Raw genomic sequence first — 11,909 nt, 5'->3', positions numbered from 1 at the left:
TTTTTGCTCAGGGTATCACTACTCCTATCCTCCCAGTCTTGATCAGTACTGCTAAACTAGAGTATGTCCCTAAGAACCCATTACTATGCTCAAGCGTTCTAAGTTCGAGACAACCCAATCTCAGATTATGCACCGTGCTGAGGATTTAATTAGTGCAGCCTCAAATCGCTACCGCATTACGGTTCAGGTGGCAAATCGTGCTAAACGCCGGCGTTATGAAGAATTTGAAAGCGCTGAAGATGCCATGATGAAGCCAGTACTTAGGGCAATTATTGAAATGTCCGATGAATTGACACAACCAGAAATTATTGGTGAACTATAAAGTACAGTGCTGAGTGCTGTTAGCGGTAGCGCGGCGTTGAGCCGCGTACTGAGTTAATGACTAATCACTCTGCACTTTATCTTTAGGTATCTGTTGTCTCAAAAACAAGCTTCTGCTCTAGTCAACCCTTCAGTTTGTCATTGTGAAGTTGAAATCAGCGTTAATCACTGCTTTTGTGGTGGCGGGTGTTTTTGTATTTAGTGTAGGTAATTTGGCAAGTGTCCAACCTGCTGTTGCCCAAAGAATTAGTCCTGGGGAAGTTTGGCAATTAGTGTACCAACAATTGCCAAACTTCCCAAAAGAAAATCAATACATCAATAAAGAAGGCGGGAAAGTTGCCCAAAGCAATACTTTGGCAACACGTTTAATTAGATATCACATATACGTTAAAGAACGCGCTCCTAATTATCGCTTAGATTGGAAGCTAACTTTAGCCGATTACTTGGATGCTAACGAAATTATGTATGAGAATACCTATCCAGGTAATGATACTTTACGGCAGAATCCTTTGGATGGCGATCGCGCTGCTATTTCTCGCCTCAGTCGCAGTCAACGCAATGCTTTAGTACAAGTTTTGACCAACATCTTTAACCCTAATACCCCCACAAAACCAACTTCACGCCCCAACCCCAAACCCAACTCCACCCCAACCCCACCCCCAACAGGAGGCGCTGAACTCCTTAAATAACTACGCATTACAATTGTCATGGAACGGCTGATTAAAAGCGGTGCTGGCTGGCGTATAGGTTGGAACCCCAACGCAACAGAATTTAAGGGTTTAGTTGGTACTGATGATTGGGCTATTGAGTTAACCGAAGCTGAGTTGGATGATTTTTGTCGCCTCTTAGCCAAACTGGTGAACACCATGAAGCAACTAAGCGCCGAATTAATGGATGAAGAAAAGATTGCCTGTGAAGCCGAAAGCGATTTATTATGGATGGAGGTAGAAGGTTATCCCCATGAATACAGTCTGCGCTTTATCCTCAATACAGGACGCTGTGCAGAAGGTAAATGGAACTCATCTGCTGTGCCTAGCCTAGTGCAAGCTGCGGGAATGCTCAAAGTTTTTTAAGCTTATCCCTTGATTCTTCTGATAGTTTGCGTTACAATAATAATTCTGACCGGGGCGTAGCGCAGCTTGGTAGCGCGCCACTTTGGGGTAGTGGAGGTCGTGGGTTCGAATCCCGCCGCTCCGATTGATAACAATATAGAAACCTACTAGTTTTTATCAAAGACTAGTAGGTTTTTTAATTAAGAAAGTCTAATAAAAGGTTCTAGTAATTTTATGAAATGTCCTCATTGTGGAGTCACAATTCATTTAACTATTGCTGAAAACTTTAAATTGAGAGATAGAAACGCATTTTTAGATGATTATGAACAGACTATTAGATATGGAAGATGCCCTTCTTGTTATCAAGTTATTATTTTTCTACATGAATCTCCCAAAGAATATGCTGATGAAGATACAGAGGAATTAATTTATCCCCAAAGTATAAATCGTCCTTTAGCTTCAGAAGTTCCTAAAAAGTTTGCAGATGAGTATAAAGAAGCTTGTTTAGTCTTAAAATATAGCCCAAAAGCAAGTGCAGCATTAAGTAGGGCTTGCTGAAAAAGTCATTTCAAAGGAAGAGAAAAATTGATTAAGTAGTCAGTCCAGAAAAAAGATAAGTTTTTGTTGTTTAAGGTTTAATGAAATATCAGTTTCGATAATAGAAGAAGTAAAAAAAGACTCAGTTTTGAAAAATAGGCAAAAAAATACACAAAAAAGCCGTAATAGCAGAGTAGAAAGATTCATAACTAAAAAAGTTATGGCAATAGCGGTGAAAGAAGTATGAGGAAGTTTAGCCATAACTCTACCAAGGCTAAATCTTCGTTTACCTTGTCCAAACTTGCCCTCAATACAATTACGAATCCTTTCGTCATAAGCGGCTTGTTTCTTCTTTTCAGGGCTGACATTTTGGGGGGGTCTACCTAGTGGTGGGCCACTAATTCTAATTCCCCTTTCTTGACACCAAGCTCGATTCTCCCTCGTCCGATAAATCTTATCAACATGAACTGATTCAGGATAATATCCGGTGTAGTTTTTGTATGCTTCTACTTGTGATTTTAAGTCTCCTGATTCGTTAAAGTTGTCCCAACTAATATGGTCTAAAAATACATAGCCATCATAGTAACTAGCTGAAAACTTAGCCCCAAACTCTACTGTTCTCCCGGCTTTACCTCGGATAATCGGACGAATGTGTGGTTGGTTTAAACTGACAATGCGGTCTTGTATACTAATTTTTTGATTTTCATATAACCATAACTGTTGACGATAAACTTCTGCTACTACTAGCAACATCTTATATTGACTGTTGCTCAGTTTTAATAGTGACGCACCTAAATTTATTAGCTGCTGAATATGAGTTAAATTTCTGTTGATATATTGCAGTTGCTTTCTGATAGCTTTCCTTCTTTCTTTAACTGTTGGTTTTCTTTTCTTGGCTACTGCTAAATAATCCTTTCTTGCTTTGTTTCTGTAGGTTCTTGGTTTGTTGATATTTCTTACTAATAAGGACTTATATAATGTATCTATGATTGTTTCTGTTTGCTTTCTGGCTTGATTTAATAATCCTAAATCTGTCGGATAACTTATGTCTGCTGGCGCACAACTAGCATCTAATATTAATTTTCCTCTATTGGCTGGCTTACTTTTTGAATCCTCGACCTCTGGCTTTTTTGCTCTTACTTCTACCTCCTGTTTATTTTCTAACATCTTCCTGACTATTTCTTGATTGATTTTATTGACTAATTCTATATCTATCCTTTCTCTAAAATGAACTAGCATTGACGGGTCAAATGCAGATTCATTACTATATGCTGACATTCCTATAAAGTATTGCAGATACGGGTTCTCCCGAATTTGTTCTACTGTCTCTCTGTCACTTATTCCTAATTTTTCTTTAATTATTAATGCTCCCAACGCCATTCTAAATGTTTTGGCTGGCGCTCCCATTCTTGCTGAAAATATTTCTGCGTACTCTGCTTCAAATTTTGACCAAGGTATCATGTTCGCCATGATTACCCATCGGTTATCTGACGCTAGTTTTCCCCCAAAGGGTAGTTCAAAGTTTTCTGCTGCTTTTTCTTGCTTTTGCGCTCTTCGATACATTTTAACGCAACTTGCTACAAGGATTTTTACTTATCTTACCCTTTTTCTTTTCACCTTATTTTTCTTTCCTGACCCTGAAACTCTTCATTCTGCTATCTTTCGCCCTTATTCAGCCAGCCCTAAGTAGAAGATGTTTACAGCTTCTTATTAGAGAAAAGTCTTCAGTTAAAGAAGGTAATCTCTATTCTGAAATAGAAGAATTATTGTCTTCTAATCAATTACCTTCTTATTTAGTTGAAGAAATACATTCCGTTAGAAAACTAGGTAACTTAGCTGCCCATCCCGCGAAAAGTATAAGTACAGGTGAGATTGTTGATGTTGAACCAGAAGAAGCAGAATGGCTTTTAAATATTTTAGAAGGACTTTTTGATTTTTACTTTGTTCAACCAGCAAAATCCCAAAAGAGGATAGATGCACTCAACCGAAAACTTGACGATATAAAACCGAAGGGAAAAATTTAATTATTATTAAATAACTGTTACATACACAAGAAATTAAACAGGCAATTCGAGGAAATTTCATAGTTAAAATGGTGCGTCAACGGGATGTAACGCACCTAATCACAAATTAAGGCACTATCAACACTGGGCAAGGGGAAAGGTTAATTACGCGAGTGGTGACGCTATCGGTTGCGCCTTCCTCAGTTAAACCTAATCCTCTGCAACCCATGATGATTAAATCTGCACCTACTTCATCGGCAACATCGCAAATAGTAAAGGCTGGTTTACCCTGTCTTTCCAGAACTTCCGAGGGAATACCTTGCTGCAAAAATAAGGCTTGGGCATCCTTAAGCAGTTTGGCAACGGCTTCTGGAGAAACCATAGGATCAGCTTTCGGCTCGTCTGAGGCAGGTTCTTCTACCACAGACAGCAGTATTAAACGACTACCGTATTTCTGCACGACGTTAGAGACAACATCAGCAGCTTCCCTTGCTTCTCGGCTTTGATCGATTGGAAATAGAACTGTCTTAAACATCGCTGCACCTCCGTACCCCCGTCTCCGGTAAAATCTGGATGGTTCTACTTTCAAAACAATAACAAAAAGGCAATCAGGAGGGTGGCTGTGTCTAAAAAAACTGTAGCAAGTTTATCTGCTGCTGATATCTCTGGTAAACGCGCTTTAGTACGTGTTGACTTCAACGTGCCTTTAGACGAGCAAGGCAACATCACAGACGATACTCGCATTCGTGCGGCTTTGCCCACCATCCAAGATTTGACGAAAAAGGGCGCTAAAGTAATTTTAGCCAGCCATTTTGGTCGTCCCAAGGGTGTGGATGAAAAGTTGCGTCTCACACCAGTAGCCAAGCGTCTTTCTGAGTTGTTGGGGCAAGAAGTTGTAAAAACCGATGACTCGATTGGTGATGAAGTCGCGGCTAAGGTGGCGGCGTTAGAAAATGGCCAAGTTCTGTTACTAGAAAATGTCCGTTTTTATAAAGAAGAAGAGAAAAACGACCCTGAATTTGCTAAAAAATTGGCGGCTAATGCTGATTTTTATGTAAATGATGCTTTTGGTACGGCTCACCGCGCTCACGCTTCTACTGAAGGTGTGACTCAATTTCTCAGTCCTTCTGTAGCTGGCTACTTGGTGGAAAAGGAATTGCAATATCTGCAAAGCGCGATTGAAAATCCCCAACGTCCTTTGGCAGCTATTATTGGTGGTTCTAAAGTTTCCAGCAAAATTGGTGTAATTGAAACCCTGTTGGAGAAATGCGACAAGCTGATCATCGGTGGGGGGATGATTTTCACCTTCTACAAAGCCCGTGGTTTGAATGTTGGTAAGTCTTTGGTGGAAGAAGACAAGCTGGAACTAGCGAAGTCTTTGGAAGCTAAGGCAAAGGAACGGGGCGTTAGCTTGTTGTTACCCACAGATGTAGTAGTTGCTGATAACTTTGCACCTGATGCCAATTCTCAAACCGTTAGCATCGAAAACATCCCCGATGGTTGGATGGGTTTGGATATCGGCCCTGATTCTGTTAAGGTCTTCCAAGAAGCTCTAGCAGATACCAAAACCGTGATTTGGAACGGGCCTATGGGTGTGTTTGAGTTTGATAAGTTTGCTGTAGGTACTGAAGCGATCGCTCATACTCTAGCAGACATCAGCAAAACAGGCACAACTACCATTATCGGTGGTGGTGACTCGGTAGCGGCTGTAGAAAAGGTAGGTTTGGCTGATCAAATGAGCCATATCTCTACAGGCGGCGGCGCTAGCTTAGAGTTACTCGAAGGTAAGGTATTACCCGGTATCGCTGCATTGGATGAAGCGTAAGTAGTAAGGGAATAGGGAGTAGGGAGTAGGGAGTGGGGTGGTTTTTGCCTCGCTTCTCATCTCTTTCCCCAATCCCTGGAATTTGTAAGAAATGTATGCAACCAAAATGGCTGGAGTGGACGCAAAAGTTACAAGCAATTGCCCAAAATGGACTTACCTATTCTGAGAATCCATTTGATATCGAACGCTTTAAACAGGTAAGGGCGATCGCAGCAGAAATTATGGCGACATACTCAAATGTCGAACATAATGATGTTCTAGATTTGTTTACTCGTGAATTGGGCTACGCTACCCCCAAGGTTGATGTACGGGGTGCAGTTTTTCGAGATAACACCATCTTATTAGTTAAAGAACGCTCTGATGGGCTTTGGACTTTACCTGGAGGATGGGCTGATGTTGGCGACTCACCCAGTGAGGTAGTTGTCAGAGAAGTGTTTGAAGAATCTGGTTATCAGACACGGGCTACTAAAGTTTTAGCTGTCTATGACAGGGATAGACAAGGACACCCACCGTTTCCTTTTTATATTTATAAAATATTTTTTCAGTGCGAACTTGTAGGTGGTTCTCCATCAGCAAGTATTGAAACTGAGGAAGTTGGTTTCTTTGCCGAAGATGCTTTACCCGAACTCTCTGTGGGACGGGTGACAGCAAAACAAATCCAGCGAATTTTTCAACACTATCGCTAGCCGAATTTGCCCACGGATTTTGATTGAGGGGATAGGGGAGACGAGAAAGAAGAATTTTAGACTATTGACTGTTGACTAATGACTAATAACTAATAACTATGTATAAAAATTTAGCGATCGCTATTTTCAGTTTAACTTTAACTCTACCTAGTGCAGCATTTGCGGAAACTGTGATGCAAAAGGTGGCACGTACAGGGGTATTAACTGCGGGGACGAGTAGAGATGCTATGCCTTTTGCTTATACCAATGAGCAAGGACAGTTGATTGGCTATTCTGTAGATATGTTGTCTGTAATTAAACAACAGTTAGAAAAAGATTTAGGTAAAAAAATACAGTTAAAATTAGTTGCCTTATCTCCCGCCCAAAGGATTCCTAATATAGTTAATAGACAAGTTGACATTGTTTGTGATGCTAGTAGTTTTACTTGGGAACGGGATAAAAAGGTTGATTTTTCTGTTAGTTATGGTGCTACTGGTACTCAATTATTAGTTAAAGTGGGCAGTAATTTTGATTCGCCTGAATCTCTCATCGGTAAACGCATTGGTGTATTACCACAAACTACTAATGAATTAGCAGTTAAGCGGGTACAACCCAAAGCTAAATTAGTCTATTTGAAAAGCCGGGCAGAAGGGTTTAAGGCTTTACAAGAGGGTAAAATAGATGCTTTTTCATCGGATAGTATTTTGTTAGAGGGTTGGTTGCAAAGGGCAAAAAATCCTGGTGATTTTGCGATCGTACCTGCACGTCCCTATTCACGCGAGGGTATCGCCTGCATGGTTCCTGAGAATAACTCGAAATTTCTTGATTCTGTGAATTATTCTCTGGTTAAGTTTATGCAGGGATTTATTAATAATGATAAGCGGTATGTGACAATTTTTGATCGTTGGTTTGGTGCTAAAGGTGCTGTGTTTCTTAATCAAGACTTACGTGATTTGATGAAGGAAACTATGCAGTTGATTATTGAATTTCGGGAGGAAATTCCTCAGCGTGAACTTTAATTAATTTTTTAAACGCAGAGGGGCGCGGAGGGGCGCGGAGAGTTTTTAAAGGGTATTGGTGTTATTAGCTAGTAGTTCTAAAATGACTCCGTTAGTCCAACCAAAACCGATTTCATTGGAACTGTAGCCAAAGCTGATTTCGTCGGAAACTTGAGCAGAACAGCGTTCTACATCATATTTTTCTACGAAGAAACCATATTTGTTAAATTCTTGAATAGCCATGTTGAGGAATTTTTGAGCGATGTCTTCTGCTTCGGTATGATATCCGTAGCGGTGGAGTCCTTGGACAGCAATTAAGGTTAGTGGGGCCCAGCCAAAAGGCGCGTCCCATTGATTCCCTGTAACGTGGGTACTAGTTAAAATTCCTCCTGGTGCAGAAAATAATGTCAGATTTTTTACAATACTTTGGGCTTGTTCTGGGGAAGCTAATCCTGTCCACAAGGGGTAGAAGGTGGTGGCAAATTCATAATTACGGCGTTTGTTACTGTGGAAGCTATAGTCTAAATACAGTCCTTTTTCTTCATCCCAAAGGTATTGATTGATACGTTCACGGCGAAGATTGGCGCGATCGCTCCATTGTTGTCCTAGTTCTGCATTTCCTAAAATCTCGTAAATTTGCGCTATGTCTTGTTCCATTTGATAAAGCAAGCTGTTCAAGCAAACAGGCGCATAATGGATGATATCGATGCTGAAGGGGCCAAAGCGGTTGGTGATATCAAAACCAGACTCGCGCATGGTGCGATCGCCTTTATAAAATAAGTCTGTTAGTTCGTCTGTTTCTTTGTCATAAAACAGGCTGACATCATAATCATCAATCTCAACTGTTTTGTAATACTCCTTGACTCGTTCGTAATGGCTGCGTCCTTCCTCGTCGAGTTCGGAAAATAATACTTCTGGTGCTGGGCCTTCGCCTAAAGCAAAGTATCGGGATAAGCCTGTGTTCGGGTTGAGATGGGGTGGTACTACCCAAAAATAGTAAAATTGTTCTAGCAATGGCAAGGTTGATTTAAGCCATGCTTGATCTTGGGTGTATTGGAATAAAGCCAGCACCATCAGGCTGAGGACGGGGGGTTGCGATCGCGACAGCATATAAGTACGGTTAGCGTTGAGGATTGTACCGTAATGCTGTACTTGGTAAAGTAGTTGTTCTACTTGACTTTGGGCTAGTTCCCATTCTTCATCTCGCAAAAGTCCTAATAAGATAAAGTAGCTGTCCCAGCCGTACATTTCGTTGAAGCGTCCACCGGGGACGACGTAGGGGCCGGGAAGATATAACAGTCCGTGTTCCTCAATGGCTGAAGCTTCGTTGGGTAGAGTGCGGATTTCTATTTGCTGCATTTCTTTTGCAGATAGCGATCGCTCTAATACTGACTTGACTGTATTACAGTCTTCTTGGGGGGAGATGTAGACAAGCCAGGGGGTGTTCGGTGGGTGTTCGAGTTTGGTGTCTTGGGCTGATTCTAGTAGGTGTTCGTGGGAACGGGTGAGGGTTTTCCAGGTTTTTTTGATGTAGGTGCGGACGGCGGTGATGGGGGGGTTAGTTAGTTGCTGGGTCATATTTTTTAACGCAGAGGGACGCGGAGGTTAGCGCGGAGGTACGCAAAGAAGGAGGAGGAGGGGGAATGAGAGGTTCCCCCTGTTGTATTAGCTACTCAGAGATTAATAAGGCTACTGGGAGGTGAGAGAGGGCTTGTGATATGGGTAGGGTGTTGTCAGTTTGTAGGGTTTGCTGAGTGAGGGGGTTGTAACAGGTTTTGGCGGGGAGTTGGAGGTGTGTATCTTGCCATACTGACTCGCCTATTGGGGATTGTCCGGGTGGGACTAGGGTGGTGAGGAAACGGGGAACGATGGTGACGGCTGTTTTGTCTCCTTGTTTTCTGGCGAAGGCTATTATATGGTTGGCGTGGGTTCCGTGGACTTCTAAGGGTTTGTATTCCCCGTCTTGGAATAGTGACAGGTATTGGTTTCTGGCTTTGAGGGCTTGGTAGGTTAAAAAGAGTTTGATTCTACCGTCGGTTTTGTGGTTGAGTAAGTCTTGAATTAAGCCAAGGATATCTGTTTTGATTTGTTCTTGGATGGTGCTGAGATATCCACGGCGGGATTCAAAATCTACTGGACGGCGGTTATCAGGATCAACTAAGCTTAATTCCCAAAGTTCGGTTCCTTGGTAGAAGTCGGGAACACCGGGTGCAGCAATTTTTAGTAAAGTTTGGGAAAGGGAGTTATATATCCCGTATTCGGCGATTTTTTCTTGGAATGGGCGGAAGGTTTCTAAAAATTGCTTGGAGATATTGGGGTCAAGCACTTTCTGAATGAACGAAGTACAAGCTTCTTCGTATTCGTTATCAGGACGCAGCCAAGCGGTATGTACTTTTGCTTCTCGAATCGATTTAATTAAGTATTCTTGTACTCTCTGCACGAAAGAAGCTTGTTCGTGTTCTGCAAAGGGAAATGCGCCTACTAGGGTTTGATAGAGGAAATATTCATCGTTGTGATCAACTAAGCCACGATGTGCTTGATTAAGTTCACTCCAGTTATTTACCTGCTGTTCCCACTCCTGGGGAATTTCCGACAACACATTTAACCTCGCTCTCACATCTTCGCCGCGCTTGGTATCATGGGTAGCTGTGGCGTTCATGGTATGAGGCCATTTGGCTTGGTGTTGTTGGTTGAAGTGATGGAATTGATCAATAGTAATGCCAAAATGGCTGGGATTTCCGCCGACTTCATTGAGTGATATGAGACGGTTGTAGACATATAAAGTAGTATCTTCTACACCTTTAGCCATGAGGGGGCCTGTGTATTGCTGCATTCGCAAGACAAAATATATCCACTGTTCCCGTTCAGTTTGAGTAAGGGAATCATCGAATTGTAACAGCATGACTTTTTCTAAGAAGGTCATTTCATGCTGTAACAAAGGTACTTGTTTTTTCGCCGTGTTAATTACTGTTTGAATGCAGACTTTATCAGTGTCGGAAATACCATCGGGTGTGATGTAAGTCCGGTAAATGGGGAAGAAGGTTAGAACTTCTGCGATCGCTCTTTTTAACCCATTGAGTGTAAAGTCATTAGCATAGCGGTATTTGCTGGAAATATTCTTTAACAGAACTGCTAAATTATCCACATCGCCTGCTAAGTTCTTTTCTATTATCAGACGCTTTTTCTCTCTTACAAGTGAAGGATAATCAACGCGCGAACCGATAAATGAGTGGTATATCTTATCAAACGCTGATTTATTTTCGCTTTGGCAAAATACACCATTGACATAATTTAAGAAATCATATCCTGATGTACCTTGTATTTGCCAATTTTCTGGTAAATCTTCCGTTAATTCTAGAATCTTCTCCACAGTAATATAAACATCACCCATCTTCTCTTGCAATCTTTCTAAATACTGCGTGGGGTGATAAAGTCCATCAATGTGGTCAATTCTTAAGCCTGTAAAAATTCCTTGCTCTACTAACTCGTAAATTAAACTATGGGTATTGTTAAATACGCGCAACTCCTCAACCTTAACAGAAATCAACTCATTAACAGTAAAGAAGCGGCGATAGTTCATTTCCTCAGCGCCAACCTTCCAAAAAGCGAGGCGATAAAACTGGTCGTTAAGTAAGTCGTCTAGTAAGTTGAAACTTTCAGAATTACCAGGTTCCCCATTGAAGGTTTTCAGATTCTCCTCAATGAAATCGTGTATATCTTCATTGTTATTGTAGAGTTCCCAAATCAAACCCTTAATAAAAGCGATTTGGTCTTGACGCTGTTTTCCAGTAACTTCTGAAGGTACACTTTTGAGAATGTAGAGAATGCCCAGAAGTTTAATAAAATCAGGATGATTTCTGCCTAATGTACGTGTAAGCTTACCTAAATTATATGAAATAAACTTAGTATAAGACTCCAATCGCAACGGCAATTTAAGGCTGTAATAATTAACAGTCAACCCATTCTGCTCATATTGCAGTTGAATATCACCTTTTTCTAGGGCTTCACCATAAAAATCACCCAACAAAGGCGCAAGAATCCGCTCTTGACTATTAGCAAACGGTGAGTTCCAACAGACATCAAAATAGTCGGTGTAGCTAGAATCTGGGCCGTGTTCCAACACATCCATTAAATATGGATTTTCGCTACTATAAGCCATGTGATTCGGCACAATATCTTGTAGCCAACCCAGACTAAGAGATTGTACCTCAGCCACCAAGGCCTCAAAATTTTCACGAGTACCTAACTGGGGATTTAACTGCGAACCATCAACCACATCATAACCATGTGTACTACCAGTTCTCGCCTTAAAAATAGGCGAAGCGTATAAATCAGAAATACCTAAATCTGCTAAATAAGATGCGATCGCTCTAGCATCCTCAAACCCAAACTGGGGTGTAAACTGAATCCTATAAGTTGCCTTTGGTATCCGCATAAAATATTAGGGTATAGGGGGAAAGGGGGAAAAGGGGAAGAAATTTCTCCCTCTTCAAAAAACTCCGCGAACC

General features: G+C 41.4%; 12 protein-coding genes and 1 tRNA gene. 9 read left to right on the top strand and 4 right to left on the bottom strand.

Annotated elements, in window-relative coordinates:
- Window positions 1–85 precede the first annotated feature (85 nt).
- The 5 genes from NSMS1_RS15600 to NSMS1_RS15580 all read left to right on the top strand — a co-directional run bounded on the left by NSMS1_RS15600 (window position 86) and on the right by NSMS1_RS15580 (window position 1,931).
- Window positions 86–322: a DNA-directed RNA polymerase subunit omega gene (locus tag NSMS1_RS15600; RefSeq protein ID WP_015140372.1), complete on the top strand. Its 237-nt coding sequence runs from the start codon at window positions 86–88 to the stop codon at window positions 320–322.
- A 142-nt stretch (window positions 323–464) separates the two neighbouring features.
- The gene (locus NSMS1_RS15595; protein ID WP_224085444.1) at window positions 465–1,010 is read left to right on the top strand and encodes a hypothetical protein; all 546 of its coding nucleotides are present in this window, start codon (window positions 465–467) and stop codon (window positions 1,008–1,010) included.
- An 18-nt stretch (window positions 1,011–1,028) separates the two neighbouring features.
- Complete coding sequence (locus NSMS1_RS15590) at window positions 1,029–1,394, top strand: DUF1818 family protein (RefSeq protein ID WP_224085442.1); 366 nt, start codon at window positions 1,029–1,031, stop codon at window positions 1,392–1,394.
- 50 nt (window positions 1,395–1,444) lie between these two features.
- Window positions 1,445–1,518: transfer RNA gene (locus NSMS1_RS15585), tRNA-Pro, on the top strand.
- A gap of 146 nt (window positions 1,519–1,664) precedes the next feature.
- Window positions 1,665–1,931: a hypothetical protein gene (locus tag NSMS1_RS15580; protein WP_224085441.1), complete on the top strand. Its 267-nt coding sequence runs from the start codon at window positions 1,665–1,667 to the stop codon at window positions 1,929–1,931.
- 39 nt (window positions 1,932–1,970) lie between these two features.
- Here NSMS1_RS15580 and NSMS1_RS15575 read toward each other — a convergent pair whose 3' ends face one another.
- Window positions 1,971–3,473, bottom strand: coding sequence for an IS5 family transposase (locus NSMS1_RS15575; RefSeq protein WP_224085439.1), 1,503 nt, complete (start codon window positions 3,471–3,473; stop codon window positions 1,971–1,973).
- An 11-nt stretch (window positions 3,474–3,484) separates the two neighbouring features.
- On the opposite strand from NSMS1_RS15575, the gene NSMS1_RS15570 reads away from it, so the two are divergent.
- Window positions 3,485–3,934 carry a DUF4145 domain-containing protein gene (locus NSMS1_RS15570; protein ID WP_224085435.1) on the top strand — a complete coding sequence of 150 codons (450 nt, stop codon included), beginning with the start codon at window positions 3,485–3,487 and terminating at the stop codon, window positions 3,932–3,934.
- A gap of 106 nt (window positions 3,935–4,040) precedes the next feature.
- Here NSMS1_RS15570 and NSMS1_RS15565 read toward each other — a convergent pair whose 3' ends face one another.
- Window positions 4,041–4,448, bottom strand: a complete 408-nt coding sequence (locus tag NSMS1_RS15565) for a universal stress protein (RefSeq protein WP_224085433.1) — start codon at window positions 4,446–4,448, stop codon at window positions 4,041–4,043.
- An 87-nt stretch (window positions 4,449–4,535) separates the two neighbouring features.
- Here NSMS1_RS15565 and NSMS1_RS15560 point away from each other — a divergent pair, with 87 nt between their 5' ends.
- The 3 genes from NSMS1_RS15560 to NSMS1_RS15550 all read left to right on the top strand — a co-directional run bounded on the left by NSMS1_RS15560 (window position 4,536) and on the right by NSMS1_RS15550 (window position 7,422).
- Entirely contained in the window at window positions 4,536–5,738 is a 1,203-nt protein-coding gene (locus NSMS1_RS15560; RefSeq protein WP_224085430.1) for a phosphoglycerate kinase, read from the top strand.
- 95 nt (window positions 5,739–5,833) lie between these two features.
- The gene (locus NSMS1_RS15555) at window positions 5,834–6,424 is read left to right on the top strand and encodes an NUDIX hydrolase (protein ID WP_224085429.1); all 591 of its coding nucleotides are present in this window, start codon (window positions 5,834–5,836) and stop codon (window positions 6,422–6,424) included.
- A gap of 98 nt (window positions 6,425–6,522) precedes the next feature.
- Window positions 6,523–7,422, top strand: a complete 900-nt coding sequence (locus NSMS1_RS15550) for an amino acid ABC transporter substrate-binding protein (RefSeq protein ID WP_224085427.1) — start codon at window positions 6,523–6,525, stop codon at window positions 7,420–7,422.
- Window positions 7,423–7,467: 45 nt separating this feature from the next.
- Here NSMS1_RS15550 and NSMS1_RS15545 read toward each other — a convergent pair whose 3' ends face one another.
- Window positions 7,468–8,979, bottom strand: coding sequence for a trehalase family glycosidase (locus NSMS1_RS15545; RefSeq protein WP_224085426.1), 1,512 nt, complete (start codon window positions 8,977–8,979; stop codon window positions 7,468–7,470).
- A gap of 91 nt (window positions 8,980–9,070) precedes the next feature.
- A complete protein-coding gene (gene treY / locus NSMS1_RS15540; RefSeq protein ID WP_224085425.1) occupies window positions 9,071–11,836 on the bottom strand; it encodes a malto-oligosyltrehalose synthase in 2,766 nt (921 codons plus the stop codon).
- Window positions 11,837–11,909 lie beyond the last annotated feature (73 nt).

The sequence above is a fragment of the Nostoc sp. MS1 genome (assembly GCF_019976755.1).
GTDB lineage: Bacteria > Cyanobacteriota > Cyanobacteriia > Cyanobacteriales > Nostocaceae > Trichormus.
The sequence above is the reverse complement of the archived record's forward strand: the minus strand, read 5'-3'. Positions and strand labels throughout refer to the sequence as shown.

Excerpts from the sequence above, each read along its gene's own strand:
- NSMS1_RS15600 (WP_015140372.1), top strand. The coding sequence starts at position 86 with ATGCTCAAGCGTTCTAAGTTCGAGACAACCCAATCTCAGATTATGCAC.
- NSMS1_RS15590 (WP_224085442.1), top strand. The coding sequence starts at position 1,029 with ATGGAACGGCTGATTAAAAGCGGTGCTGGCTGGCGTATAGGTTGGAAC.
- NSMS1_RS15575 (WP_224085439.1), bottom strand. The coding sequence starts at position 3,473 with ATGTATCGAAGAGCGCAAAAGCAAGAAAAAGCAGCAGAAAACTTTGAA.
- NSMS1_RS15565 (WP_224085433.1), bottom strand. The coding sequence starts at position 4,448 with ATGTTTAAGACAGTTCTATTTCCAATCGATCAAAGCCGAGAAGCAAGG.
- NSMS1_RS15555 (WP_224085429.1), top strand. The coding sequence starts at position 5,834 with ATGCAACCAAAATGGCTGGAGTGGACGCAAAAGTTACAAGCAATTGCC.
- NSMS1_RS15550 (WP_224085427.1), top strand. The coding sequence starts at position 6,523 with ATGTATAAAAATTTAGCGATCGCTATTTTCAGTTTAACTTTAACTCTA.
- NSMS1_RS15545 (WP_224085426.1), bottom strand. The coding sequence starts at position 8,979 with ATGACCCAGCAACTAACTAACCCCCCCATCACCGCCGTCCGCACCTAC.
- treY (WP_224085425.1), bottom strand. The coding sequence starts at position 11,836 with ATGCGGATACCAAAGGCAACTTATAGGATTCAGTTTACACCCCAGTTT.